22 protein-coding genes, 1 pseudogene and 1 riboswitch are annotated in these 26,372 nt (G+C 41.0%); of the genes and pseudogenes, 14 read left to right on the top strand and 9 right to left on the bottom strand.

The window, feature by feature from the left end; all coding sequences use genetic code 11:
- Positions 1–26: 26 nt before the first annotated feature.
- The 4 genes from ABFG93_RS09550 (at position 27) to ABFG93_RS09535 (ending at position 3,415) form a co-directional block, all read left to right on the top strand.
- A complete protein-coding gene (locus ABFG93_RS09550) occupies positions 27–449 on the top strand; it encodes a DoxX family protein (protein ID WP_347552541.1) in 423 nt (140 codons plus the stop codon).
- A gap of 12 nt (positions 450–461) precedes the next feature.
- Entirely contained in the window at positions 462–1,130 is a 669-nt protein-coding gene (locus tag ABFG93_RS09545) for a DsbA family protein (protein WP_347552540.1), read from the top strand.
- 213 nt (positions 1,131–1,343) lie between these two features.
- Positions 1,344–1,524: riboswitch (cobalamin riboswitch) on the top strand.
- A 114-nt stretch (positions 1,525–1,638) separates the two neighbouring features.
- Positions 1,639–2,133, top strand: coding sequence for an acyl-CoA thioesterase (locus ABFG93_RS09540; protein ID WP_347552539.1), 495 nt, complete (start codon positions 1,639–1,641; stop codon positions 2,131–2,133).
- A gap of 202 nt (positions 2,134–2,335) precedes the next feature.
- Positions 2,336–3,415 carry an AI-2E family transporter gene (locus ABFG93_RS09535; RefSeq protein WP_347552538.1) on the top strand — a complete coding sequence of 360 codons (1,080 nt, stop codon included), beginning with the start codon at positions 2,336–2,338 and terminating at the stop codon, positions 3,413–3,415.
- Between the two features lie 43 nt (positions 3,416–3,458).
- Here the strand turns inward: ABFG93_RS09535 and ABFG93_RS09530 are convergent.
- Positions 3,459–4,452, bottom strand: a pseudogene (locus tag ABFG93_RS09530) (LLM class flavin-dependent oxidoreductase).
- A 240-nt stretch (positions 4,453–4,692) separates the two neighbouring features.
- On the opposite strand from ABFG93_RS09530, the gene ABFG93_RS09525 reads away from it, so the two are divergent.
- Positions 4,693–6,021: a CoA-disulfide reductase gene (locus tag ABFG93_RS09525; RefSeq protein ID WP_347552537.1), complete on the top strand. Its 1,329-nt coding sequence runs from the start codon at positions 4,693–4,695 to the stop codon at positions 6,019–6,021.
- A gap of 152 nt (positions 6,022–6,173) precedes the next feature.
- Positions 6,174–6,785, top strand: a complete 612-nt coding sequence (locus ABFG93_RS09520) for a histidine phosphatase family protein (RefSeq protein ID WP_347552536.1) — start codon at positions 6,174–6,176, stop codon at positions 6,783–6,785.
- A gap of 46 nt (positions 6,786–6,831) precedes the next feature.
- Here the strand turns inward: ABFG93_RS09520 and ABFG93_RS09515 are convergent, their stop codons facing one another.
- The 4 genes from ABFG93_RS09515 to ABFG93_RS09500 form a co-directional block, all read right to left on the bottom strand.
- On the bottom strand, positions 6,832–8,145 hold the full coding sequence (locus ABFG93_RS09515; protein ID WP_347552804.1) for an alanine/glycine:cation symporter family protein: 1,314 nt from the start codon (positions 8,143–8,145) through the stop codon (positions 6,832–6,834).
- Between the two features lie 98 nt (positions 8,146–8,243).
- A complete protein-coding gene (locus ABFG93_RS09510) occupies positions 8,244–9,434 on the bottom strand; it encodes an MFS transporter (RefSeq protein WP_347552535.1) in 1,191 nt (396 codons plus the stop codon).
- On the bottom strand, positions 9,424–9,858 hold the full coding sequence (locus tag ABFG93_RS09505; RefSeq protein ID WP_347552534.1) for a MarR family transcriptional regulator: 435 nt from the start codon (positions 9,856–9,858) through the stop codon (positions 9,424–9,426). The genes ABFG93_RS09510 and ABFG93_RS09505 overlap by 11 nt, the downstream gene beginning before the upstream one ends.
- Positions 9,859–10,027: 169 nt before the next feature.
- On the bottom strand, positions 10,028–11,563 hold the full coding sequence (locus ABFG93_RS09500; RefSeq protein WP_431522068.1) for an FAD-dependent oxidoreductase: 1,536 nt from the start codon (positions 11,561–11,563) through the stop codon (positions 10,028–10,030).
- Between the two features lie 411 nt (positions 11,564–11,974).
- Here ABFG93_RS09500 and ABFG93_RS09495 point away from each other — a divergent pair, with 411 nt between their 5' ends.
- Entirely contained in the window at positions 11,975–12,313 is a 339-nt protein-coding gene (locus ABFG93_RS09495; RefSeq protein ID WP_347552533.1) for a hypothetical protein, read from the top strand.
- A 107-nt stretch (positions 12,314–12,420) separates the two neighbouring features.
- On the opposite strand, the gene abc-f is transcribed toward ABFG93_RS09495, so the two are convergent.
- Complete coding sequence (gene abc-f, locus ABFG93_RS09490) at positions 12,421–13,977, bottom strand: ribosomal protection-like ABC-F family protein (RefSeq protein WP_347552532.1); 1,557 nt, start codon at positions 13,975–13,977, stop codon at positions 12,421–12,423.
- A 271-nt stretch (positions 13,978–14,248) separates the two neighbouring features.
- Here abc-f and ABFG93_RS09485 point away from each other — a divergent pair, with 271 nt between their 5' ends.
- The 6 genes from ABFG93_RS09485 (at position 14,249) to ABFG93_RS09460 (ending at position 21,301) form a co-directional block, all read left to right on the top strand.
- The gene (locus ABFG93_RS09485) at positions 14,249–15,415 is read left to right on the top strand and encodes an endonuclease (protein ID WP_347552531.1); all 1,167 of its coding nucleotides are present in this window, start codon (positions 14,249–14,251) and stop codon (positions 15,413–15,415) included.
- A gap of 214 nt (positions 15,416–15,629) precedes the next feature.
- Positions 15,630–16,994 (top strand): sigma-54 interaction domain-containing protein, encoded by a 1,365-nt coding sequence (locus ABFG93_RS09480; RefSeq protein WP_347552530.1) that lies wholly within the window; start codon positions 15,630–15,632, stop codon positions 16,992–16,994.
- 118 nt (positions 16,995–17,112) lie between these two features.
- Complete coding sequence (locus ABFG93_RS09475) at positions 17,113–18,510, top strand: YjiH family protein (protein WP_347552529.1); 1,398 nt, start codon at positions 17,113–17,115, stop codon at positions 18,508–18,510.
- 28 nt (positions 18,511–18,538) lie between these two features.
- Entirely contained in the window at positions 18,539–19,864 is a 1,326-nt protein-coding gene (locus ABFG93_RS09470) for an aspartate aminotransferase family protein (RefSeq protein ID WP_347552528.1), read from the top strand.
- A 246-nt stretch (positions 19,865–20,110) separates the two neighbouring features.
- The gene (locus ABFG93_RS09465) at positions 20,111–20,719 is read left to right on the top strand and encodes a DedA family protein (protein WP_347552527.1); all 609 of its coding nucleotides are present in this window, start codon (positions 20,111–20,113) and stop codon (positions 20,717–20,719) included.
- A gap of 174 nt (positions 20,720–20,893) precedes the next feature.
- On the top strand, positions 20,894–21,301 hold the full coding sequence (locus ABFG93_RS09460; RefSeq protein WP_347552526.1) for a peroxiredoxin-like family protein: 408 nt from the start codon (positions 20,894–20,896) through the stop codon (positions 21,299–21,301).
- A gap of 39 nt (positions 21,302–21,340) precedes the next feature.
- Here the strand turns inward: ABFG93_RS09460 and ABFG93_RS09455 are convergent, their stop codons facing one another.
- The 3 genes from ABFG93_RS09455 to ABFG93_RS09445 all read right to left on the bottom strand — a co-directional run bounded on the left by ABFG93_RS09455 (position 21,341) and on the right by ABFG93_RS09445 (position 23,664).
- Entirely contained in the window at positions 21,341–22,201 is an 861-nt protein-coding gene (locus ABFG93_RS09455; protein ID WP_347552525.1) for a WD40 repeat domain-containing protein, read from the bottom strand.
- A gap of 116 nt (positions 22,202–22,317) precedes the next feature.
- A complete protein-coding gene (locus tag ABFG93_RS09450) occupies positions 22,318–22,728 on the bottom strand; it encodes a hypothetical protein (protein ID WP_347552524.1) in 411 nt (136 codons plus the stop codon).
- Positions 22,729–22,776: 48 nt separating this feature from the next.
- Positions 22,777–23,664, bottom strand: a complete 888-nt coding sequence (locus ABFG93_RS09445; RefSeq protein ID WP_347552523.1) for a hypothetical protein — start codon at positions 23,662–23,664, stop codon at positions 22,777–22,779.
- A 220-nt stretch (positions 23,665–23,884) separates the two neighbouring features.
- Here ABFG93_RS09445 and ABFG93_RS09440 point away from each other — a divergent pair, with 220 nt between their 5' ends.
- Positions 23,885–25,987 (top strand): HelD family protein, encoded by a 2,103-nt coding sequence (locus ABFG93_RS09440; RefSeq protein ID WP_347552522.1) that lies wholly within the window; start codon positions 23,885–23,887, stop codon positions 25,985–25,987.
- Positions 25,988–26,372 lie beyond the last annotated feature (385 nt).

Below are 26,372 nucleotides of genomic sequence, written 5' to 3'. Positions count from 1 at the left end.
ATAATGTTAATATCTAGGGAGGAACTATGATGAAAACCTATCCCCATCTCGGGTTGTTAACAATTCGTTTGGTAGTAGGTATGCTTTTTTTTGCTCATGGATTTTTGAAGTTCTCTGAAGGTATTGCAAGTACAGTTGCTTTCTTTGAAACAATAGGGTTGTCAGGTTTCCTTGCCTATATTGTTGGCTTTATTGAATTAACAGGTGGAATTGTAATGATTCTTGGAGTAGGAACTCGGATTGTGAGTGTCCTGTTTTCAATGATCTTGATCGGTGCTCTTACAACTGTGAAACGCTCAACAGGTATGCTCGGCGGATATGAATTAGACATAGCTCTTCTAGCGATGTCCGTCTCTCTTTTTCTTAGTGGGGGTGGACCATACAGTCTCTGGACGTTCATGAAAAACAGAGGATGGTCTTTGCCAATCATTCAACAAAAGAAGGACTAGGGAAGTGACAGGATGGCCAAGTCAAAAAAGAAATTAAAGCGCAGTTCAAAGTGGATGCTTTCACTCGTGGCAATTATCATTCTACTTATGACAGTGTATTTTATGAACCAATCTACTTCTACGAAAGGTTTCAAAATAGAAGCTCAACCCCATTTGGGCGAGGAAACAGCTCCGGTTGAAATCATCCAGTTTGGGGATTATAAATGTCCTTCTTGCAAAACCTTTACCGAGTCTTTCTTTCCGTTAATTCAGGATGAATTAATCGCAACAGGGAAAGCAAGGTTTTATTTCGTGAATGACCCGTTTATTCAGGCGGATTCAAAACGAGCTGCAGAATTTGCAGAGACGGTGTATCACGAGCTCGGCAATGATGTATTCTGGCAGTTCCATCACGTTCTTTATGAGCAACAACCCAAAGATAAAGAATTAGAAAAGCAGGAAGTATATACTCCCAAATTCTTAATAGAGACGCTTAGTGGCTTAGTTAGTGAAGAAGATACAAATCAAGTGATTAAAGCGTTTAAAAAAGGAGCCGGAGAAGGTGCAGTTAAAACCGATCGTTCATTTGCAGATGAAATGAATGTATCTGGAACACCAGCGCTTTTTGTTGATGGCAAACGGTTTAAAGGATCTACTATTTCAGAATTAAAAGAGATGGTAGATCAATCTACAAATGAATAATGTGAAGTTTCTATAAGACGAGTCAACCCTTTGATGATGGAATAAATAAGAAGGCATTTCAAATTGGAATGTCTTTTCTTAATGGAGACGGGATGGATGTTAAATAAACGTTTGTTTAAGGAAACGCCCAAAGGCTATACATTGTTAAACAAACGTTTGATTAAGGCAAGGGATTGACTTTGTCTTATAAAACGTAAAGAATAGAGTTGTACAATTCAATAATATGGAAAAGGTACGCTGATCCAGCGTTTAATAGGGAAGTTGGTGAAAATCCAATGCGGTCCCGCCACTGTAAGAAGGAATAAGAAGGTGCATGATCCACTTATCAAGGATAGGGAAGGAGCGCCGTTAATAACCTTCAAGCCAGGAGACCTGCCTTTTCTAAAACACTGTTTACCTACGGTCGATAGGAGGTGTCGCTTGAAGGACTATTTGTATTGTCTATTCATTGCGCATACTTTCTGATAGAAAGTATGCGCCTTTTTATTATCTACATAGGGGGAAACCAATGAAGAAACAAGTAAAAGAATCGAGAGTGTATAAGAGTAGTCGAATTTTTCCACCTGATCTAAATAGCCATGGGACGTTGTTTGGAGGAAAACTTCTTGCGGATATGGATATGCTTGCCTCTATAGCTGCGACGAGACATTCCCGTCTTGAATGTGTAACTGTTTCTATGGATACTGTTGAATTTCTCCATCCGATAACGGAGGAAGACTATGTCCATTATGAAGCGTTTGTGATTTGGACTGGGAAAAGTTCAATGGAGGTGTTTGTAAAAGTGACTGCCGAACAACTATTAACAGGTGACCAACGGATTGCTGCTACCTGTTTTATCACATTTGTCGCGTTAATCGATGGAAGGACAGCGACTGTTCCTGGGATTAAGCCTGATACAGAAGGTGAAAAGCACCTTCATGATCTTGCAAGACAGCGAGCTCAGAAAAGAATTGACCGAAAAGCCACAAGTGAAAATTTAGCCCATATCTTAACGATGCTATAAAGTAAGGCTAGCTATTGGAGCTATAATCTGCTGATAAGGATTGGAAAGTTAAAACAGAACCATAATGGTTCTGTTTTTATTTTTAGGTCTGTTTATAGTAGGATATTCAAACTATTTATTATTTTTTCTTGAATGTAAGTTATGAATCGATGGATGTGTGGTATATGAAAAGTGCGACTAAACTTTATTAAGGAGACTGCCTATGTGGATCAAGCACGACTTTTTTAAATATATCACCGGTATTATACTTGTCCTTATTTGTATTTATTTTCTTACGGAACTTGATTTACTGAAACCTTTGAAAACAATTATTGGAACACTCTTCTATCCAGTGTTGATAGCCGGATTTCTCTACTATGCGATAAAACCCCTTGTTCGTTTAATAAAGAAGCTACCGTTTGTGGCAGACATAACAGCGATTTTAATCGTTTTCTTAAGTATCGCTGGTTTGTTATATACTGCTTTTACATTTCTTGCAAACCCTATTCAAACACAGATCTCCAAGCTCACGAAAGAGCTACCTGAGAAGCTTAAGCAGTCAGCGAGCGAAGCTGAAAAAATGATGGAGAAGAATGACATGGGCATGCTTTCTATGGAGAATTTGAGGCAAAAAGCCACAGGCTTTCTCGGAGATCTCACACAAAATCTTGGAGATCATCTGATGCAGGTTATTGGTGCTGTTACAAGCGCCACAACTGTTCTTGTTATCGTGCCATTTGTATTATTTTACTTTCTTAAAGATGACCACAAGCTAAAGCCCTTCTTGTTGAATTTTCTTCCTTCGAATCATCAGGAAGAAGGTAGAAAGGTTTTGCGAAATATAGACCAGACTCTTTCGGCTTATATTATTGGTCAAATTATTGTCGCGGTAGTTGATGGTACACTGATGTATATTGGTTATCTCATCATTGGATTACCTTATGCATTAATACTTGGTCTGTTCGTCGCTCTTACTGCAGTTGTGCCATTTTTTGGACCGATTATAGGGGTGATTCCTGCACTTGTAGTTGCTTTAACTCAGGATCCCATCATGGCTTTTTACGTCCTCATTATCATGGTAGTGGTTCAGCAGCTTGAAGGGAATCTTGTGGCTCCAGTTGTACTGGGGAATCGCCTGAACATTCATCCATTAACAATAATCTTGCTATTAATTGTAGCGGCAGCATTGTATGGGTTTATCGGTATGCTGATTGCCATTCCTTTATATTCTGTTGCAAAAGTAACACTGAAGAACTTCTATCAAATCTATCGATTGCGTCATACTCGTATTGAAAGTGAATAGTTGCAAAACCCCCAAACATTAATGGCGTTGGGGGTTTTGTATGTTATTTATTATAAATAGTAGCCAGTCGTTCATAAGAATTCCTTCGTTCCTCATAGCTGTGAAGGTTCGTAAGCACCATAAATTCGTTTGTTCCGTAAAGCTTTGAAAGTTCGTCGATTTGTTGTTTTACAGTTTCATGGGAACCAATTACCATTCGGCTTCTGTTATTTTTTATTCGTACTTCATCTGTTTTAGAATAATGATGGTGTTTTGCTTCTTCAATAGAAGGCACGCGACTATCGAGCCCCTTTTCAACTCGTAGAAGCCATAGGTCCTGGCTCAGTGCCAGATCCTCAGCATGTTCGCCCGTTTCACCACAGACAACAAAAATGGCAATGATCGCCTCCGGTTGTGAACTGTAATAGGAAGGTTGGAACAATTGATGATAGGTTTTTAATGCATTTGGGCCACGATCAGGCTTAATAAAATGGCCGAAGACGTAGCCGATGCCAAGCTCAGCAGCAAGCTCTGCGCTATTTTCTCCCATACCAAGAAGCCAGAGCGCGGGAGGCTTTTCTGTGTGGGGAGAGGCTTTAATTCCGGCATATTGATGGTCACGTGGCATGGTATCTGTCAAATAATGAGACAAGTCTTTTAATTGACGTGGGAATTCATTCAGACTCCTAACCATCTGTTAGTGCAAGTCTCGTTTTTGCCGTTCCACCTGGTGAACGTCCAACTCCGAGGTCAATTCGTTCAGGGTGAAGGGCTTCAAGTTGACGGAAGTTTTCAGCGACTTTGAAAGGGCTATATTGGGGCAGTAAGACACCACCTGAGCCTACTTTTAGTTTAGATGTACTCGCTGCAATATTAGCCATCATTATTTCTGGAGAAGTACTTGCCAGCCCTTTTGTACTGTGATGCTCTGCAAACCAGTATCGCTTATAACCCAGTTTCTCAGCAAGAATAGCTAAATCACGCGTATGCGTAAGTGTTGTATAGGAATCGCTTCCTTTAGGGATGGGTACCTGATCAAGAATACTTAAAGAAATCAATGAGGAGCAACTCCTTTTCGTTAACAGTATGTTCATTTATTTTCTATCCTAACGCGATAGAAGTAGAAGGGGTAATATTTTGCTTTAAAGGCAAACGCGAATAAATTGTGAAATATTGAGCAAACATGTTGCAACTCTCCTTAAGATCACATATACTAAGAATATAGAAATTGTGAAATTAATCACAAATTATAAGCATTTATGTGAAATCATTCACAATAAATTGAGGAGGAATCATTTATGAAAGTAGCAGTTGTAGGTTGTACACATGCTGGAACAGCAGCAGTTTCGAATATAGCTAATTTTTATCCTGAAGCGGAAATCACAGTTTATGAACGAAATGATAATGTGTCCTTTTTATCATGTGGTATCGCGCTCTATGTTGGTGGAGTTGTAAAGGATCCACAGCGGCTTTTCTATTCCTCTCCTGAAAAGTTAGAAGAGATGGGCGTTTCAATGAAAATGAAGCATGAAGTGCTTGAAGTCGATACGGAAAACAAGCGAATCAAAGTAAAAAATTTAGTGACGAAAGAAGTGCTGGATGATGCGTATGATAAGCTTGTGATGGCTACTGGATCATGGCCCATTGTTCCACCAATTGAAGGAATTAACCTTAACAATATTTTACTATCCAAAAACTATAACCAGGCAAATACGATTATAGAAAGAGCTAAAGATGCGAAACGAGTAACGGTCATTGGAGCAGGTTATATCGGTGTTGAATTAGTCGAAGCCTTTCATAAATACGGTAAGGAAGTCACGTTAGTTGATGGTGAAGACCGTATTTTAAGTAAATACCTTGACCCGGAATTTACAGACGTGATTGAAGAGGATTTCAGAAATCGTGGCATTCGATTATCTCTTAATGAGACAGTTACGCGTTTTGAAGGGCAGGGAACGGTATCGAAAGTTGTTACAACAAAGGGAGAGTATGAGACAGATCTGGTTATTCTTTGTGTAGGTTTCCGTCCGAATACAGAACTTGTTAAAGGACAGGTCGATATGTTGCCAAACGGTGCGATAACCGTAGATGAGTACATGCAAACAAGTAAAAAAGATGTCTATGCTGCAGGTGATAGCTGTGCTATTCGCTATAATCCGACTGGAGAACATGCATATATTCCGCTTGCAACAAATGCTGTCCGGATGGGAACGCTTGTTGGACGGAATATAATGAAACCAACAATCAAATATATGGGTACGCAGGGAACATCTGGTCTACACCTATTTGATCTTAGTATGGCTTCGACTGGATTAACAGAGAAAGCAGCTCTTCTTGTAGCTAATAATGTGAAAACAATCACAATTGAGGAAAATAATCGTCCGGAGTTTATGCCAGATTATGAATTGATTACGTTAAAAGTGGTTTATGAAGAAGAAAGCAGGAGAATCCTTGGAGCACAGGTAATTTCTAAAGCCGATGTTACGCAGTCAATTAATACACTGTCTGTCTGTATCCAAAATAAAATGACTGTGGATGAACTTGGATTCATAGATTTCTTTTTCCAACCACATTTCAATAAGCCATGGAACTTCCTTAACCAGGCCGGTCTTCAGGCTGCACAGTAACATGTAAACCGCTCGCTGGCATGCGGCGGTTTATTGGCCGATTTCTTGCATCATAACCGTGTGAAAGACATAATAAAAGCATCAAAGTATGTAGGAGAGATTGAAATGATGTTATTCATTAAGAAAGTAATCCGGGGCAAGGCGGAAATGCTATGACGCGAGTCTACCTTGTTAGACACGGTGAGAGTGAGTGGAATGCAGCAGGTGACCTTTATTGCGGACGGACCGATATTGGGTTATCGCAACTGGGTAGGAAGCAGGCAGAGAAAGCAGGTCAGTTTTTAAGTGATGTGTCATTTGATGCTGTCTACTCTTCGCCTTTAATCCGAGCGAGAGATACAGCGACACTTATTATGGGTAAAAATGATCACCCTGTTAAAACAGATGAAAGGATCTTTGAGGGGGATTTTGGCGAATGGGAAGGAAGGTCTAAGAAGGAGTTTATTGCTGAAGACCCAGAATCATGGGAAAGCTGGATGGCTGATCCCTGGCAGACAAAGGCTGGTAGGACCGGGGAGACAGCAAAAGAAATGCATGACCGGGCATCGTCCTTTTTTGAAGAAATTGGTAACAAGCATCCAGACGAAACGATTCTTGTTGTTGCACATAATAATACTATTCGCTTCTTTCTTGCTGGTGTGCTTGGAATGCCATTCGCAAATTACCGTAAACTCTTCCAGGACAATACTGGAATAAATATTTTTGATATGCAAGGGGCTTCGATTATTATTAAGAGCCTTAACGTAAGCGCCCATCTCGGTTAAGGGATATTAAAAAACGAGACACTAACTAGTTAGTGTCTCGTTTTTTTTAGATTGATAATTCTTTATATGTTTTTTTCACAATGCTACTTAATCCGATCAGAGCGATAACGTTAGGTAAAACCATAAATGCGTTGAACGTATCAGCAAGCTGCCATACAAATGGAACATTTAACACAGTTCCGCCAATGATGAAAAGAAGAACGGCGGCCCGATAATAGGGAATTCCTTTATCACCGAATAAATAACTAACATTTGTTTCACCGAAATATGCCCAGCCAAGTATCGTTGTAAAACTGAAGAATAATAAGCTGAAGGCGATGAAATAAACTCCGAAGCTGCCAAGTCCGCTTGTAAAGCTTGCTTGTGTAAGCTCGATTCCGGTAAGATTCGAATTTGCGCCATCCGTTACAAGAATTACGAGAGCTGTTACAGTACAAATAATAACCGTATCAATTAAAACACCAACCATCGCAACAAATCCCTGCTGGGTTGGGTGCTTCACTTCAGCTATAGCATGTGCGTGTGGCGTAGAGCCCATGCCTGCTTCATTTGAGAATAAACCTCGAGCAACCCCATAACGGATCGCTTCTTTAATAGATGCCCCAAGAACGCCTCCTCCAGCAGATTCGGGAGTGAAAGCAGATTCGACAATGAGAGAAAGTGCAGGGAGCACCTGATCAAACTGCAGGATTAAAATAACGAGCGCACCGATAATGTAAAGAAGCGCCATGATTGGTACAACGTTACCAGCGAATTTTGCAATCCGGTTAATACCACCGAACAGAATTAAACTGATGAGAAACGCTACCGAAATCCCGATTACTAACGGTGGAATTTCAAAAGCGGTATGGAATGCTTCTGCAATTGAGTTGGACTGTACCATATTGCCAACGAATCCAAGAGCGGCAATAATGGCCACTGCGAAAAATGCGGCTAATTTCTTACTACCGAGACCATCACGGATGTAGTAAGCCGGTCCGCCTTTTACTGTACCATTTTCCTTAACACGGAATTTCTGAGCTAGAACGGCTTCAGCAAATATAGTGGCCATGCCGAGAAAGGATGAAATCCACATCCAGAAAATTGCGCCAGGACCACCAGCGGCGATTGCTGTTGCGACACCGGCTAAATTCCCTGTCCCAACTTGTGCCGCAATGGCGGTAGAGAGCGCCTGATAGGAAGAAATACCTTCCTGCTTCTTTTTAGAAAATAATGGGCCGAATGTTTGACGTATTCCTTCTTTTAAACCTGTAAACTGAATAAAGCCGAGACGGACCGTGAAAAATAGTCCAGTTCCAAGAAGAAGGGTAATCATGATTGGTCCCCATAGGATGCTATTTATTGCCTCAATTACTTGCATAGTTGTCAACTCGCTCTCATGAAAAAATAAGATTCTCCAATAATAGCTTATTCTTTCATGATACTTCAACCCATTAAATCGCTATGGTAAGCATTTCCTTAATAGTCGGTTTGAGATTTGTAATTTTTTTCGGGTTTTCTTTGCTTTTGAATCCATTGATAGAAAAGCATAATGGCAATCACAAAAATGCCGAGAATCATATAAAGGTTGGCGTAACCCAATGTTGTGACGATAATACCGAGCACGTAAGACCCGGCTGCAATTCCGGTATCGAAGAACGTAAAGAAGGTTGCTGTTGCATGAGCGCTTCGCGATTCAGGTGCAGCCTGTATTGCGAGCGTCTGGAAGCTCGGTACGATTGAGCCATAACCTAAGCCAATGAAAGCCCCTGCAAGAAGGAGCATCCAGGCGTAGTTGGTGAAGCTGAGTGTAACTAGGCCAATTGCAAATAGAACAAAGGCAGGTAAGATAACGGTGTTAGGGCCTCTCATATCAAACAATCTTCCAGTGAATGGTCGTGATACTAGCATCGCTACAGCGAAAACAGCAAAGAAAAAGCCTGCTGTTTCTAAAAGTCCGAGCGATTTTGCATATAGAGATATAAATGAAATCACGCTCGCATATGAGAAAGCGACAAAGAGTCCAACGAATGCAATTGGAAATGATCGTCTTTCAAATAAGTCATCAAATGATAGCTTCGTTTTCTTAACTGGTTCACCCGTTTCGACCGTCTTTACCCCAAGTGTACATAAAAGTCCAATCACAATAATGCCACATAGAACTAGAAAGATCGTCACATAGGAGACAAATTGAAGTAGTGTGAGGGCAAGGAACGGCCCAGTAACAACTGCTAGATTCATAGACATGGCAAAGTAACCAAGCCCTTCCCCGCGCCTCTCTCGTGGGATTGAGTCTGCGGCAATAGCACCCGCAGCAGTAGTCACGATGCTGAACCACACACCATGGAAGAAGCGAAGTACGAGTAGAGTCTCGTACTGCTCGATGAAAGGATAGAGAAAGGATGCGCAAGCAAACATACCAGCACTCGTAACAAGCATTTTCTTCTTTCCAAATCGATCAATTAATCTTCCAGAAAAGGGACGAACAATAATGGCAGATAGCAAGAAAATGGTAATGATTAAACCTGCCTGTGACTCACTACCACCAACTACATCTGTAACATAAATCGGTAGCAATGTTAGTAAGGCATAGAAAACAATGAAGATAAAGAGATTACTAATGGATATATTTACAAAGCTTTTTGTCCAGATTGGTCGTTTAGCGGACATAAGTTCCAGACCCTTCCTTAAAACCGATTTGATTCAAGAGGTGAAGAAAAAGCTCTCTCTCTTCTAAAGAAAGCTGTTCTAGAAGTAACTTTTCCATTTCATGAATCGATGTTTTGATTTCTGGTAGAAGTTCTTCAGCGTTTTTGGTTAAACTTACGATCCTCTCGCGCTTATCTGATCCCTGTTCGCGATGAATCCAGTTGTTTTTTTCCATTCTGACAAGGGTTCGCGTCGTGGTAGGCGCTTCTACATTTAAATACTGCCAGATCTCAGTCTGTTTCATTGGACCAAATTGATCAAGGCAGTAAAGAATGGACCATTGTGAACTATACAGGTTATAGGCCTTCAAGCGTTCGTTTGCTTCTTTGGTTACAAAACGAACTTGTTGATGAAGCGTGTGAAAAATAGAAGTTGTTGATGTCATATGTTCCTCCGTTCCAAAAGTTACCTGGGTAAATAATGATATAATTATACATTTTACAAGGATTATGAACGGTTGTAAAGAAAGGAGGCGGGAGATTTATATCATAACAAAAGTCAGAAACGTTACCGTTTCTGACTAAAGAAAGCATAATCTTAAGTGATGTAGGTTTCTACTCAAGTTCACCTGTTAGGTCTATAAGGGGTTTTTCAGCGGGACCTTCAACTACCTGACCATCAATATTAAAGCGCGATCCATGGCATGGACAGTCCCAGGTCCTATCATCATCATTCCAGGCTACTTCACAATGCAGATGTGTACATGTAGTATCAACGACGTGTAACTTGCCATGTTTATCTTTATAAGCTCCTGCTTTTTTTCCATTTACTCGTACAACAGCAGCTTCATCAATATTCAGATCAGAAACCTGTTTAGTTGGAAAAGAAAGTTTCCCTTTAACGAACTGTCCTGCCACATCGGCATTTTGAACAAGGAAGGTTTTAATACTTGGATCAGCATAAAAACGTGACGGTGTAAATAAATCGAGATACGGATTGGTCTTTTCAAGAATGTAATCTCTAAAAAGTAATGCAGCTGCCGTCCCGTTCGTCATCCCCCATTTATGGAAACCAGTCGCGATGAGAATGTTTGGCTCACTCTTGGTGACGGGTCCTATGTACGGCAACTTATCGAGAGTGAAAAGATCCTGGGCGGACCATCTGTACAAAACCTCTGTAAGGCCAAATGTCTCTTCTCCGAAAAACTTTAGCGCCTGATAATGATCGCTCATTCGATGCCCCTGTCCTGTCTTGTGGCTCTCACCACCAAAGAGGACAAGTTTTTCACCGCCTAACGTGTGGCTTCTCAATGACCGCTTTGGGTTTTCTGCACTTAAATACATGCCACCTGGATATGCCTTTTTTGTTTTGGCAGCAAGTACGTAAGATCGCTCGGCGTACATTCTAGAAAAATAAAGAGCATTCCCATCATAAAAAGGGAAATGCGTGGAAGCAATGATGGTTTCACACGTTATTTTTGCTCCGGTTTTTGTAATTATGACTGGGTTTGAACCTTTTTCAACATCGATGGCTACGGTTTGCTCGAATACTTGCCCTCCTTTTTCTTTGAAATTTTGAATGAGGGGAGCAAGATAGGCGATAGGATCAAATTGTCCCTGATTTTTCATTGAAATGGCAGCTTTAACAGAAACATCAATTGGGATGCTGTTCATGAATTCTCCTTGAATGCCTAGTTTCTGGTAGGCACGCATTTCGTTTGACAGTTTTCGAGCATACTCCTCTGTACTAGCATACAAATAGGCATCTTCCTCTGAGTAAGAACAAGAAATAGATAACGTATCAACTGTTTGTTTAATAAATTGTAAAGCATCGTTATTTGCTTCATAGTAGAGCTTTGCCTTCTCTTGCCCAAAATGATTAAGAAATTCATCATAGATCAAATCGTGCTGAGCGGTTATTTTGGCTGATGTGTGCCCAGTGGTACCATTGAGAAGCCGATCAGACTCAATGATAATGACCTTCTTGCCTTCATTAGCAAGAAGATACCCTGCAGTTATTCCAGTTATCCCTCCGCCAACGATCACAACATCTGTGGACATGTCTTCTCTAAGGGGGGGATGGGCTTCAAGAGAATTTTCCACTTTCCAGAGAGGTTCTGGAGCATTTGGCCACGTATGATTTGAATTCAATACGATCTCCTCCTTTAATGGTGGTTCAATATCCACCTATTTTTTCCATTAGAAAAAAATTCATTCATCCGCATGTATTGAATTCGAAATATTACACAATGAATCTTGTAGAAGACTCTAAACTAAATTATGATGATATTATTTGAGGATTTAAAAAAATCCACTCTTGATATCAAGGGGGGAGGCTTTAAATTGGAGAAGTACAAGAAGAAATTTGTTTCTAATATGAAAGAAAAATATGAGGATATAAAGACTAGAAATAAGAGGATTACAGAGAAGGAGATGTAACAGCTACTGGGACTGTTGGCTATCACGAAGCGGCAGAAAAGGCAGAAGCATTGCTTTCGAAATTTGAATTGGAAAGCGAGCGTTTACTTACTAATGAAGAAACCATCAAGCTGCTAGACTTGAGTGATTGAGGTAATTCCTGAAGCAGCTGAGGTAAATAAAGGCATGAATGAAATTCCACTTATTTTAACAGATTCAGAGAATTCCATTCCCAATCGAATCAAAGGTTATCGTTTTGGTGCGGATGATTTTCTGGACCAAGATGTTTCTATTGAAGAGTATTTGTTAAGAGTTAATCGAAAAATTTCAAAACGAAAAATGATTGTTCATTCTGTTCTAACAGACGAATTGACAGGTGCATATAATCGGAAATTTCTGGACAGTCAGCTGAATTACATGCGTTATGACCTTGTCCGAAATGGTGAAAAGGCCACACTCGAATGGCCATTGTTAAGTCCCTAGTGAACAAAAACAACAATGGGAAGATCCTTATTCCTGATTACTCAATTGAAGACATAAAAGAAGGCTTGTCCAAATAATCGGATAAGCCTTCTTTCTTGTTTATATTACTAAACTAATTTAGTTGTCCAATCCTCACAGTTCCACACGTCTGTTGCAATGTCCTGATAAAATTCAGGTTCGTGTGAAATGAGAATGATGCTGCCTTTGTATTCGTTCAATGCCCGCTTTAGCTCTGCTTTTGCTTCAACGTCAAGGTGGTTAGTAGGCTCATCAAAAACGAGTAAATTTGATTCGTTGTTCATGAGTTTACAAAGTCTTAGTTTGGCCTTTTCTCCACCACTGAGAACATCAACCTTGCTTTCAATGTGTTTGGTCGTTAATCCACATTTGGAAAGCGCTGCACGTATTTGTGCCTGGCTATAATGAGGGAATTCTCTCCAGAGTTCTTCGATACACGTGTTAGACGTCCTTGTCTTGATCTCCTGTTCGAAATAGCCTGTGTAGAGGTAATCACCAAGTTCAACTGAACCGCTAATTGGTTTGATTTCACCAAGAATGCTGCGGAGAAGGGTTGTTTTACCGATCCCGTTTGCTCCCATTAGCGCAATTTTTTGGCCTCTTTCCATAGAAAGATTTAATGGACGAGACAATGGCTCATCATATCCGATAACGAGATCTTTTGTTTCAAAAATAAGCTTTCCAGATGCACGTGCTTGCTTGAAATAAAATTCTGGCTTCGGTTTTTCTTTAGCGATCTCTATGACATCCATCTTATCCAGCTTCTTTTGCCTGGACATGGCCATGTTACGTGTCGCAACTCTCGCTTTGTTTCTTGCCACAAAGTCTTTTAGTTGCGAAATTTCCTGCTGCTGCTTTTTAAACGCTGCTTCTACCTGCTGTTTCTTTACTTCGTACACGGAAAGGAAATTATCATAGTCCCCTACATATCTTGTTAACTCTTGACTTTCCATATGGTAGATCAGATTAATAACGCTGTTTAAAAATGGGATATCATGGGAAATTAAAATAAATGCATTTTCATATTCCTGCAAATAGCGTCTTAGCCAGACAATGTGCTGCTCATCAAGGTAGTTTGTAGGCTCATCGAGCAACAGAATATCAGGTTTTTCTAAAAGAAGCTTAGCAAGAAGCACTTTGGTTCTCTGGCCGCCACTTAAATCCTGAACATCTTTCTCCAGACCAATCTCATCAAGACCGAGTCCACGTGCGATTTCTTCAATCTTCGCGTCAATTACATAGAAGTCATTGTTAGCGAGCATATCCTGCATCGTACCTGTTTCTTCAAGTAATTTCTCCAGCTCTTCTGGGGAAGCTTCACCCATCTTGTTAAATAGCTCATTCATTTCAGCTTCGTAATCAAAAAGGTATTGAAAGGCCCCTTTTAAAGCGTCGCGAATGGACATGCCGCGTTCAAGAACTGTGTGTTGATCAAGGTAACCCACCCTCACATTTTTTGACCATTCCACAGTTCCTTCATCAGGTTCAAGCTTACCTGTGATAATGTTCATGAAAGTAGATTTTCCTTCACCGTTTGCGCCAACTAGTCCAATATGCTCGCCTTTTAGGAGACGGAATGATACATCTTCAAAAATGGCACGGTCACCGAATCCGTGCGTAAGGTTTTTCACGGTCAATATACTCATAGGAAAACACCCTTTATTAATTGTTTAGCAATCCTCATTGATTATATCTGACAACGGACCGGGATGAAAGTCAGGAAGGGGGGAAATCGATGGGAATTTTATTTGAAATAATTTAAGTAGTAAAAAAGGCATTGAATTAAATAGTTGTATTACGTTAGTCCTATGAAAAATAAAGGAACATTTACATCGTGTTTCCGCTAGCTTAATAGTGTAGGTTTAAGCTAGAAGGAGCTTCATATGATGGGAGCTATTACGAAGGGGAGGATAATCAATGAACAACACACGTCGTCGTACGTATGGCACGGTTGCATTCATGGTTGTTGTATCACTTGTCATCATGTATTTTTCGATTACACCATCACATGCGACCGGCACAGGAACATCATCTTCACCTTATACAGTTGCACAGGGAATAGCGAATCAGGGAAGCTCACAGGTTAACGTAGAAGGGTATATTGTTGGTAAGCCGGTTTCCTCATCTTCAATTACAACAAGTGATTTTTCTGATGATTATGCGGTCGCGATTGCCGATGATGTGAATGAAACAAATGTAAATGAGATGCTTTTTGTTCAAATTCCATCTTCATTTAGAAGCAATTATGGGTTGCAAAGCAATCCTGACTTAATGGGGGAAATGATTGAAGTCAGTGGCTCTTTAACAGCCTATTTCGCTCACCCGGGTGTGAAAAGTGTTTCCGATATGTTAACTAGTGGAGATGTCAGTGATCCTGGTTCTGGTGGTACTCCTCCTTATGATGATACATATTACAATTCAGCTATCGGGAAGACAGGTAATTCACTTAAGACAGAGTTACACATGATTATTGATGATCATGTAGAACTTTCTTATAGTGATGTCTGGAATGCCCTTCGTGTTACAGATGAAGACCCATCGAATCCAAACAATGTCCTTCTTCTTTACAGTGGCAAATCACAAAGTAAATTTGATAATGGTGGAAACGTCGATGACTGGAATCGTGAGCACGTCTGGGCAAAGTCCCATGGCGATTTCGGAACTTCAATGGGGCCAGGGACAGACATTCATCATTTACGGCCAACAGATGTAACAGTGAACAGCTCTCGAGGTAATCTGGATTTTGATAATGGTGGTACTGAACATGGTGAAGCACCTGGAAATTATTACGACGGGGATTCATGGGAGCCACGTGATAGCGTAAAAGGTGATGTGGCCAGAATGATTTTCTACATGGCGGTACGTTATGAAGGAGATAGCGGTGAAGTTGATCTTGAAGTGAATAATATTGTCGATAATGGATCAGCTCCATATATCGGTAAAGTTTCGGTACTGAAAGCATGGAACGAAATGGATCCAGTTGACTCGTTTGAGGAGAATCGCAATAACATGATTTACGATCAGTTCCAGCACAACCGCAATCCGTTTATTGATCATCCTGAATGGGTTGAAGCAATCTGGTAGAAAGAAGCACCTGTCTCCCCGAGGAGTACAGGTGCTTTTCTATTGATCGGATTTATCAGGATACTGAAAAGAAATCTGCTTTCTAAGGTGCTAGAAATGATAAGATATAACTGTCGAACTATTCAAAAATGAATAACACATGATTTCCTTTAATTAAAGGGGAGACTGCATGTTTAAGTCATCACTATTCAAAAATGAATAAAGAGGTGTTTAAATGACAGAATGGAACGAATATAAAGCGATCTTTCATTCCTTACAGGAAGATATCCTTGTAACGGATCTGAATGGGATCATCGTTAAAGTAAGTGAAGGGACAGGAATGGTTTATGGTGTTAAAGCGGATGATTTAATGGGGAGGTCCGTTTTTGAGCTTGAAAAGGAAGGGTTATTCACACCACTTGCAACGCCGATGGTCGTAAAATCAAGGAAGCGCGTCACTTTTGTCCAAACGGGTCCTGATGGCAAAAAACTCCTTGTGACAGGATTGCCTGTATTTGATGGGAGCGGAAAGCTTGTACGAATTGTGAGCTACTCACATGATATTACGGAATTAATGGAAATCAAAGCGGGCATGGAGGAGATGTCTGTAGAGATGGAGCGTGTCAGAGGTGAGCTTGAGCGTCTTAAGCAGCGACAGGATGACGGCGGTATTGTCGCAAGAAGTGAGGCAATGAGGAAAGTCATGGCAACAGGGAAACAGGTGGCAGGAGTTGATGTTAATGTATTGCTCCTCGGCGAGTCAGGTGTAGGGAAAACCGAAATGGCACAATACATCCATCACAAAAGTAGCCGTAGAAGTGGTCCTTTTATTGAAGTGAATTGTGGAGCCATTCCAGAGGCGCTATTTGAAGCTGAATTATTTGGATATGAAGAGGGCTCATTTACGGGCGCTAGAAAAGGGGGGCGTATGGGACTTGCAGAAATGGCCACGTCAGGAACGCTATTTCTAGATGAAATCGGTGAGCTTTCACTACAGAATCAAGTGAAAGTATTAAAGCTCATCCAGGAAAAACGTTTCTATCGCCTTGGAGGAAGAAAAGAAATTCACTCTGATTTTCGACTTATAAGTGCCACAAATAAAGATCTGGATCTTTCCGTGCGGGAGAAATCGTTTCGAGAGGATTTATTCTTTCGGCTGAACGTGGTCCCACTAATGATCCCGCCACTTCGAGAACGTAGAGAAGACATTCCACCCCTTATCCAATCATTTGTTGATCGCTTTTGTGAACAGTATAAACGAATGCGTCTATTGAATAAATTTGTCCTCCATGAGCTCAGTCAGAATGAATGGAGAGGAAATGTACGGGAGCTGATGAACTTAATTGAGCGACTGATTGTTACTTCAGATTCATTCATTATACAGGTTGAAGACTTGCCGAAATCATACAGGATTAAAGAAGAGCGTTATTCAAAAATGAATAATTTTAATGAGACGTTACAGGAAACAATTGAAAGAGTTGAAAAAGAGCGATTAGAGCAAGCAAAAAAACAATTCCGCACCACAACTAAGATTGCTGATGCACTGGGGATGAGCCAGCCAACGGTAGTCAGGAAACTCAGAAAATACAGAATAAAATGATATCTGGCATAATACTTGCATGTTAAAAGAAGCAAGAAATGAAAATTTCTCTTGCTTCTTTTCTGATTTATATGCAAAGATATGCATTAATATTAAAAATGTCGAAGGAGAGTGAAATATGGAAGTAAAACAAGAAAAGTCCTATTCGCTAAAAGATGACAATCAATCTGCAAAAGCTTCACATTCTAATAGCACGTATGCATGGTTTCTCATCCCGTCTTTAATTGGTATTTTATTATTTCTCGTACCTGTCCCTTTCAACGGAAAGATTACGATTGGGGTCGGGATCATGGCGGAATCAATCCAGACCGCGCTAGCTCCAATCTTGCCAGGCTTTATGACCGCTATTCTCGTTTTGTCAGCTCTTATTCCAATTATTGCAAAAGCATTTGAACCAAAAGTCATTATGCTCCGCCCGTTCTTAAAGCAATTATTCTATGTTAACTGGTTCTGGATTGGTACAAGAATCATAGGTGCACTTTTTGCGGTGATGACATTGCTTCAATTTGGCCCAAGCTTCATTATTTCTGATGTTTCCGGCGGAACAATGCTTTACGCGCTCGTTCCCGTCCTTGCAGCGTGGTTCCTTTTCGCTGGACTATTAATGCCTTTACTTCTTGAATTCGGGTTAATGGATTTTATAGGGACCGCACTTCGAAAAGTGATGCGTCCATTATTTAAGCTTCCTGGTCGCTCTTCAATTGATGCACTCGCATCATGGATGGGTGCAGGAACAGTAGGGGTTCTAATCACGACAAAGCAATATGAAGAAGGGTACTATACAAAACGAGAAGCTGCTGTTATTGCAACAAACTTTTCGATTAACTCAATTGCTTTCAGTCTTGTAGTCATTAGCTTCATCGGATTAGAAGATATGTTCGTTCCATTTTATTTCACCGTTGTTGTCGCTGGTCTAATAGCTGCGATTATTTGCCCGCGTATACCGCCTCTTTCGAGAAAGGCTGATACGTATTATGAAGGGACAGGTAAACAAATTTCTGAAGATGTACCAGAAGGAGTATCAAGTTATCAGTGGGGGCTCCAAAAAGCCTTAGAAAAAGCTTCCGAAGTAAAAGGAGTTAAGCAGGTTGCCCAACAGGGAGTAAACACAGTGCTTGATATTTATTTTGCCCTGATCCCACTCGTTATGGCGCTTGGAACAATTGCATTGATTATTGCTGAATTCACACCATTCTTTACTTATCTATCCTTACCAATCGTTCCAATTCTTGAATTGATGCAAATTCCTGAAGCCGCTGCCGCTGCTCCTGCCATGCTTGTCGGGTTTGCGGATATGTTCTTGCCGGCGGTCATTGGTACGGGAATTGAAAGTGAACTCACTCGCTTCGTAATTGCAGCTGTTTCATTAACCCAGCTTATCTATATGTCTGAGATTGGTATTTTACTAGTGAAATCTAAAATTCCAATTTCTGTTCTTGAACTCGCAATTATTTTCCTGCAACGTACGGTTATCACTCTACCTATTATCGTAGTTATGGCTCATTTCTTTTTATAAAGAGAGAATCAAAAGGAGGATACCTAAAATGTCGACATCATTTGAAGCACGATACAACAGAATGTCAGAACTATTAGCACCCAGTATGGCGAAGGATCATCCAAACCTACCTGTGGTAAAGGAAGAAGGTTGCTATTATTACGGAGCTGATGGCAAAAAGTATCTTGATTTCACATCTGGGATTGCCGTAGCCAATACGGGACACCGCCATCCGAAGGTCGTTCAGGCAATTAAAGATGGAGCGGATTCCCTTATGCACGGACCGTCTGGCGTGATAATGTATGATTCCATTCTCGAGCTCGCTGAACGTCTGCAGGGGATTATGCCAGAGAACCTTGACTGCTTTTTCTTCGCAAACAGCGGTACAGAAGCAATTGAAGGGGCGATGAAACTGGCGAAGTATGTGACGAAACGACCATACGTTGTCTCGTTTACGGGATGTTTCCACGGTCGCTCACTTGGCGCTCTCGGGGTAAGTACATCAAAAAGTAAATACCGTAAATTTCTTCAACCGAATGGGCTAACCTATCAAATTCCCTATGCAGATGTACAGGGATGTCCTGAAGGAGAGAAGGTTGCAGACTATTGTGTGAACGAACTTGAGAAAGACTTTGAGCGTCTCTTTGATCATCAGGTGACATCAGAAGAGGTGGCATGCGTGATAGTAGAGCCAGTTCTTGGCGAAGGAGGCTATTTAATCCCTCCAAAAGAGTGGCTTCAGAAAATAAGGGAGATATGTGACCGTCATGGGATGCTGCTGATCTTTGATGAGGTTCAGACGGGATTCGGTCGAACTGGTGACTGGTTTGCTGCCCAAACATTTGATGTCACACCTGACATTATGGCGATCGCAAAAGGAATTGCTTCAGGGATGCCGCTTAGTGCTACGGTCGCTTCGAAAGAGTTAATGAGCCAGTGGCCAATGGGGACACACGGGACAACGTTCGGCGGGAACCCGATTGCCTGTTCAGCCGCACTTGCTACGCTTGATGTAATAGAAGAAGAGGAGTTGCTTGAAAATTCTCGTAAAATGGGTGCATATGCACTGAAAGGACTTGCGGAAATTAAAGAGAAACACGATTGTGTTGGGAAGGTCCGAGGAATAGGGCTTATGATTGGGATCGAAATCGTTGATCCTGAGACGGGAGCCCCTGACGGAAACGGTATGATGAGGATCCTTGATCTATCTCTTGAAAAAGGGGTCTTGTTCTATCTCTGTGGGAAACATCAGGAAGTGATCCGTATGATCCCACCGCTTATTGTCACGAAAGAGCAAATTGATAAAGGTCTTTGCATTTTTGAAGAAGCTGTTACCGCATTTGAACAGGAGAAACAGGTAGTACCTGTTGGTTAGGAAGTGATCCCCCATCGCGCTGCAGGCGGTGGGGGTATTTTACGAGAAAGTTGCATTTTCGCGAAAATGTGGTTTAGAGGAAATATTCGTTTTTCCGCGGAAATATATATAAAAATCGCGGATAATTCGTCAAAATAATGCAATTAAAGTGAAAATGGAAGATTAAAACAGTGTTACAACGGTTTCAAGCTCGATTTTCAGGGAATTTAAAGAGGAGTAATAAATTGAGAATAAAGGAGACCCACTATGCTGGAATTTCTGATTAGTTTCCTGAAGGAGCTTGGAATCTGGGGCCTTTTCATAAGCAACGCTATAGAAGCATCATTATTACCCTTTCCCGGGGGAATGATGACACTAACGTACGGTTATTTATTAAATCCATCATTTCTTGAAATGGTTGGATTTGCGTTTCTCACGAGTGTTATTTACACCTTATTTAGCTTTATTCCATATGGTATTGGTTTAAAAGTGAAGGACAAAGTGGAGAAAAAGTTAAAGAAGAAGAAGGTAGAGCGTGTCCAGAAATGGTTTCGAAAGTGTGGTTCATGGAGCATTGCGATCACGCGCCCGCTTGGAGTTGGAAACTACGTCTCATATGTTTCAGGTATGAGTAAAGTGAAGCCATGGATTTTTGGTTCTTTAACATTTATAGGTATTTTCCCTTGGACGATTGCGATGTTATGGATTGGTCGTAACGGAAACATTAAATCGGTGCAGGCGATTTTTGGAAGCATTCAAAAATATGTCTTTTTGTTCATAGCAGTAGCTATAATCGGCTATATCGGGTACCGATATTACCGTAAGAGGTGTAAAATAAATAGTGAAAGACAGGTCGTTCATACAGATCAAACGTAATGGTTTTAGTAGAGTAAGAGAGGATGGATGGTGTTGAACTACCAACTCGAAATTCCAGGAAGTGTGAATGTAACACTCGAACAGTTGATTAACCAAAAGAAATCAATGGTGGTTTTTGTTCGTCATCTTGGCTGACCAGTCTGTCGAGCATATCTTACGCAGTTGCGTGAGCGTGTGAATGAAATTGAAAAACAAGGTTTCCAGGTAATTGCCATAGCGCCTTCAAATGCTAAATATATCAGCCAGTTTGAAGATGCGTTTGGCGAGTTCCCATTTGTGATAGCTGGTGATCCAAAACGAGAAGCATATCGTGGAATGGGTCACCACACGATGCCGAAATGGAAGTTACTTGGACGGGCATTTGTTGGTTTTGTTACTCGTAAAATGGATGGGTTTATCCCTAAAGAACAAAAGAAAAAGGATTTTGTTCTTAAATCGATGAAAACTCAAGATGTTTATATCCAAGGTGGAACATGGATTTATGATGAAAAGGGGAAGCTGATCTGGAAACATATTGATCAGTCTCCTGAAGATCATGCGAAGATTGACTCGGTGATTGATGTTCTGAAAAAAGAAAACTAGTGAAAAAGCGCATCTGTATTTAAGCAGATGCGCTCTCTTTTATAATGACCAGACTCTTATGCGTTTATCGGCAGAGGCGAGAGCTAGCCATTTTCCGTTTGGAGAAAAGTTCATGTTGTAATTTCCTTTTGCCTGAACATCTAGTGAACTTATTTTATCGAGCGTTTCCAGCGTATAAAGTTGAACGGAATAAGGCATGCAGACGGCGATTGTTTTTTGATCAGGTGATAATGCGAGGGAGTAATAGCCACAATCACCAATTTTTATTGTTTTTAACGCTATTTCCGATTCAAGATTCCAGAAAGTCAGGTCACTGTTGTACCCAATTGAGATGGCTTTTCCCGCATCAAGAAACTGAAACGACATGACCGCGGTTTCGTGCGCTTCTATAGAGGAAGCGAGGTGGCCATCAGTAAGGGAAAAGAAACGAACTTGGTTTCCAAGTCCCCCAATAGCAGCAAGCTGCTTTTCGTGACAAATATCCATAACACCAAGGTTTTTGGCATCGCTTTTTACTTGCAGGGTAGCTGAAAGATCTTCTGTAGATAAGAGAGAAAGCATATATTTTGGTGTACCAACTACAGCGAATCCTGGCACAGTTCGCAGTGACCCTGCACCTTTTTTGTCAATTAGGATTTCCTGAAGAAGTTCTCCGGACTTTGCCTGCCATTTCATCACTGAACCATCTGCAGCGCATGATAAAAGCGTATCGTCACACAATACTTCAATGCCATTAACGGATTTGGTATGTCCAATAAAATCGTGAGATTGGTCCCAATTTTCGGTCGACCAGGCTCTAAGTTCACCGCTGAATCCAGCTGAGAAAAGAAGCTTTGAATCATTTGAGAATTTCACTTTATTCACGTGTGAAGAGTGAGCTTGAAGTGTGATTGGTTTCATACTACATCCTACCTCTCATCATATAGGTTTAGTATACACCTATAAACAAATGAAAAAAGACAGAGAAGCCTCGCTTCTCTGTCTTTTCATATTTATTAAAAGGAGGAACTCATGAATTATTGATTAATCATTCTTCTTCTGATAGCAAATGCAGAACCTGCTGCTAGGGAGCCAAGTGTGATCCATAGTGCAATTAGATCTTTTGACTGTTCACTTGCACCACCCATACCTGTTTTCGGCATGTTACCAGGCATCGTTTCTCCTGCAAATTTTTCAGGCATTTGTGTTACGATGGCACCACCAAGAGATTGACCTACACCGAACATGATTGCATAGCCTTTACGGAATTGGTCTGTTGAAGCCTGGTAGTCTCCATTCATGTAAGATTCAAATGAACCCACAACTTGCTTTTCATGTGTCATTAGCGCTTCTGTAGCAGCATCGGTTGGCAAGTTCTCTGCTGTAGCTGAGCCAAGGAAAGCACCAAGGTTTTTAGGGAACGTTGTAAGGAGACGTTCTTTTGCCATTTTTATTGATTCTTCGTCTTCTGAAAGTGATGCTACGACAAGGTCAGCTTACGCTCCGATGTGATCTTCCTGCCAGATTTTTTCAAATTGAGCAGCATCTTCATCACCATAAATTGAAGCAATCGCTGCTTTAAAGTCAGCAGTATTTCGATCTTCAGCCCAGTTTACAAAGTCATAGTCTTCAGCCTGATCATATCCTTTTTCAAGACCTAATGAAGATAGGGTAAAGTGTTCAGATGCAAGACTATTAAGTGTTGAGCGTAAGTCAGCGGCTGGCGTATCAGCTTTTGTATTCTCAAATTTATCAGGCATTTGCGTTACGATTGCACTAGATAGTGCTTTACTGATCGCAAACATGTGCTTGTGTCCTTCACGGAATGTTGTGTAAGCAGCTTCGTAATTTCCTTCAGTGTATTCATCGAATGTTGTAAGAACTTGATCCTCGTGAACTTCTAATACTTCTGAAGCTGCTTCTTTCGGAAGGTTACCTTCAGTAGCTGTATCAAGGAAAGTTGAGAACTCATCAACAAATTCATCGACTTCCATCTCAGCTTCTTTACGAAGCTCTGCGTCATCTTCTGTTGCGGCTTGTACAAAGTCAGCAGAATAGTCATTATCTCCTCTGAAAATTTCTTCGAACTGTGCAGCGGCCTCATCACCGTAAACAGAAGCGATGGCTGGCGTCATGTCAGCCGCATTCTGGTCAAGCGCTTCGGTTACTTCTTCAGCATCTTCAGCTCCATCATACGACTTTGTCATAGAAGTAACAGCTAATACAAAGTGTTCAGATAAAAGCTGGTCAAGAGTAGCTCGCAAATCTGCTGCTGGTGTGTTTACGGTTGGCTCAGCACTACCTGCACCTGCGACTGTTGGGAATAAAAGGGTAAGACCTAATGCTGGAACCATGAGCTTTTTAAATGCTTTCTTAAGATTCATGTTATTGTTCACTCTCCTTTTTTATTTACCGTACTCTTTTGATTACATACAGCTAACGAGAGGCGAATAGATTTGGATCAGTTTTTATGTATAATTTTTATAAGTATAAATGCTTTATTTTGAAGTTTCAAAAAACTCTTTGGTAAACGTTCTATTTTATGATAGGATTAATATTCTGTCTCGGGTATTTGAGACAAATCTCATAAGGAGGTAACTGATCTTGGAAGATAAGTATCAAAGTGCCTATCGGAAAGAGAAGCAGCAACTCGCTAACATCGCTGCCGAGATTTCAAAACAACAGAAAAAGCTAGAACGTTATCCTCGTTATTCTGGAGACAACGTAACCGAGCAAGTATTAGAAAGCATCCGGGAAGAAAATCGGACATCGCTTCGTATTGCAGCAAAGGAACCTTATTTTGCGAGGATGGATTTTCAAGAAGATGATAAAGATACGTGTCCTTACTACATAGGTAAGGTGGGGCTCGCACATGAAGATTCGCAAGAATCAATTGTAGTTGATTGGCGGGCTCCTGTAGCAAGTATGTTCTATGCATTTACGGGGGGAGAAGAAGATGTCTACTACGTTTCTCCTGAAGGGGTGATTGAAGGAAACATTGAGCTCAAACGCAATATTGTCATCCGGAATCAGGAACTTCAGAGAGTGGTGGATACGTATGTGGAAGGCAGCGATGACTTAAGTGGTTCAGATGAGTTTCTCATTTATCGACTGAGTGAAAATAAGGATAATCGCCTGCGCGATATTGTTTCGACGATTCAAGCGAAGCAAAACGATATTATTCGAGCGGAGCGGACGAAGCCGCTTATTATTCAGGGAGCCGCGGGTAGTGGAAAAACCACTGTTGCACTCCACCGACTTGCCTTTCTTCTATATGAGTATCGAGATACAATCCAAGCTAGTAGAATGATCATTTTCGCACCGAACCGCATGTTCCTGGATTATATTTCGGGCGTTCTACCTGAATTGGGTGTAGGTGGGATACAGCAATCTACTTTTTCAGATTGGACGCTAAGGTTACTTGAAGAAAAAGTACAGTTCGATGAGTCACAACATGATCTGGAAAAATGGTTCGGTAATAAACGACCTGCTGTTGAAGAAGCAGAGGGAAGGATAAAAGGGTCACTTGCTTTTAAAGAATGGATTGATGAAGCAATTAAAAGGTTTGCATCATCGGTTAGTCCTGAAGGTTCGTTCATTCCGTTTGAAGGGGCAAGTCTTTCTGAGCAGAAAATTCAACAGTGGCTGGTTGACCTTGGATCTTATCCGATCGGGAGAAAGCGTGAAATGATTGTTAATCGTTTCAGAATATGGATAAAAGATGAGGTTAAGAAGATTGAAGGAAGTCATCTTCAAAAAGAATATCGAAAGCAAGCAAATGAGCAGCTAAAAGCTTATTTTAAAAAATGGCCAAAGCAGTCAGCGATATCTTTCTATACATCACTTTTTCAAGGGAATGTGCCTTCGTATGTATCTGAGAGAGCTGGGATCATAAATGAGCCATTACTGACAGACACGGCTAAGCGTCTGAAAAAGAAACAGGTTACTGCTGACGATCTTGCTCCACTTCTTTATATCCAATTTAAGCTAAATGGCATTAGCAAAGAGAATGTATTTCAGCATGTTGTGATTGATGAAGCACAGGATTTCTCGCCGTTTCAGCTTGCGCTATTACTAGAAGTAAATCGAAGCCGTTCATTTACAATTCTTGGGGACCTTGCGCAGGGCATTCACGCCTATAAAGGCATTCATCGCTGGGAAGAAATTCAGGAAATTTTCAATGGAAAAGAGCTTTATATCGAGCTTGAACAGAGTTACCGTTCAACAGTGGAAATTATTGAATTTGCGAATGAAATCATTTCACATGCGAACATTCCCGTACAACCCGCGGTTCCTGTCTTTAGAAGCGGAGAGAGCGTGAAGGTAGAAAAGACGGAACGATACGAGCATATCAGTACATTATTAACTTCTTCTAAAGAAATGAAAAAGCGTGGAATGAAAACGATTGCCATTGTAGGAAGAAGTGAAGAAGAATGCAGGGAGCTCTTTCGTGAAGTAAGTAAACTTGATAAAGAGGCAAATCTTATTACACCTGAAGATCGATCATATGCGGGTGGTGTATCGATCGTTCCTATTTATCTTACTAAAGGCCTCGAATTCGATGGGGTTATCATCGCGGATGCATGTGAGGAAATGTATACCAAAGATGCCGAACATGCGAAGCTACTTTACGTCGGGTGTACACGCGCACTACATGAATTGAACATCTTCTATATCGAAAAGCCTTCTCTGCTGCTTCCTTTCTAATTAAACGTTTTATTAATAGGTTATAAGAGGGGTCAGACCCCAACCTGACCCCACCTTCTCTTGGCTATGGGACACGCGCCAAATTGAAACAAAACCTGAGGAAGGTGCTTCGGTTTCTAGAGCAAAAACAGGTTCTGAGTCTTCCTCCGCACTAAGTAGTTTCTCAATCCATTATCTCGATAGCTGGTCAACATTGAAACCATAATCATGAAAACACCCCGGGCTTATATGCTCGGGGTGTTTCACTTTGTCCCACCCATAAGAGGCAGTAAATCCCACCTTAACAGGGAAGGGAAACTGTAAGTTTAGGTGGAATCAACAGCCTCTAAGGGTCCGATTAGTTCAACTAACCATCAGAAAAGCCCCCTTCTGATGGTTAGTTGAA

Source organism: Pseudalkalibacillus hwajinpoensis (assembly GCF_039851965.1).
GTDB classification, from domain to species: domain Bacteria; phylum Bacillota; class Bacilli; order Bacillales; family Guptibacillaceae; genus Guptibacillus; species Guptibacillus hwajinpoensis_E.
The sequence above is the reverse complement of the archived record's forward strand: the minus strand, read 5'-3'. Positions and strand labels throughout refer to the sequence as shown.

What these genes read in the sequence shown, in the direction of transcription:
- ABFG93_RS09450 (WP_347552524.1), bottom strand. Translation starts at nt 22,728, where the DNA reads ATGGCAAAAGAACGTCTCCTTACAACGTTCCCTAAAAACCTTGGTGCT.
- ABFG93_RS09480 (WP_347552530.1), top strand. Translation starts at nt 15,630, where the DNA reads ATGACAGAATGGAACGAATATAAAGCGATCTTTCATTCCTTACAGGAA.
- abc-f (WP_347552532.1), bottom strand. Translation starts at nt 13,977, where the DNA reads ATGAGTATATTGACCGTGAAAAACCTTACGCACGGATTCGGTGACCGT.
- ABFG93_RS09535 (WP_347552538.1), top strand. Translation starts at nt 2,336, where the DNA reads ATGTGGATCAAGCACGACTTTTTTAAATATATCACCGGTATTATACTT.
- ABFG93_RS09520 (WP_347552536.1), top strand. Translation starts at nt 6,174, where the DNA reads ATGACGCGAGTCTACCTTGTTAGACACGGTGAGAGTGAGTGGAATGCA.
- ABFG93_RS09525 (WP_347552537.1), top strand. Translation starts at nt 4,693, where the DNA reads ATGAAAGTAGCAGTTGTAGGTTGTACACATGCTGGAACAGCAGCAGTT.
- ABFG93_RS09550 (WP_347552541.1), top strand. Translation starts at nt 27, where the DNA reads ATGATGAAAACCTATCCCCATCTCGGGTTGTTAACAATTCGTTTGGTA.
- ABFG93_RS09470 (WP_347552528.1), top strand. Translation starts at nt 18,539, where the DNA reads ATGTCGACATCATTTGAAGCACGATACAACAGAATGTCAGAACTATTA.
- ABFG93_RS09505 (WP_347552534.1), bottom strand. Translation starts at nt 9,858, where the DNA reads ATGACATCAACAACTTCTATTTTTCACACGCTTCATCAACAAGTTCGT.
- ABFG93_RS09475 (WP_347552529.1), top strand. Translation starts at nt 17,113, where the DNA reads ATGGAAGTAAAACAAGAAAAGTCCTATTCGCTAAAAGATGACAATCAA.
- ABFG93_RS09515 (WP_347552804.1), bottom strand. Translation starts at nt 8,145, where the DNA reads ATGCAAGTAATTGAGGCAATAAATAGCATCCTATGGGGACCAATCATG.
- ABFG93_RS09465 (WP_347552527.1), top strand. Translation starts at nt 20,111, where the DNA reads ATGCTGGAATTTCTGATTAGTTTCCTGAAGGAGCTTGGAATCTGGGGC.
- ABFG93_RS09540 (WP_347552539.1), top strand. Translation starts at nt 1,639, where the DNA reads ATGAAGAAACAAGTAAAAGAATCGAGAGTGTATAAGAGTAGTCGAATT.
- ABFG93_RS09455 (WP_347552525.1), bottom strand. Translation starts at nt 22,201, where the DNA reads ATGAAACCAATCACACTTCAAGCTCACTCTTCACACGTGAATAAAGTG.
- ABFG93_RS09445 (WP_347552523.1), bottom strand. Translation starts at nt 23,664, where the DNA reads ATGAATCTTAAGAAAGCATTTAAAAAGCTCATGGTTCCAGCATTAGGT.
- ABFG93_RS09510 (WP_347552535.1), bottom strand. Translation starts at nt 9,434, where the DNA reads ATGTCCGCTAAACGACCAATCTGGACAAAAAGCTTTGTAAATATATCC.
- ABFG93_RS09485 (WP_347552531.1), top strand. Translation starts at nt 14,249, where the DNA reads ATGAACAACACACGTCGTCGTACGTATGGCACGGTTGCATTCATGGTT.
- ABFG93_RS09545 (WP_347552540.1), top strand. Translation starts at nt 462, where the DNA reads ATGGCCAAGTCAAAAAAGAAATTAAAGCGCAGTTCAAAGTGGATGCTT.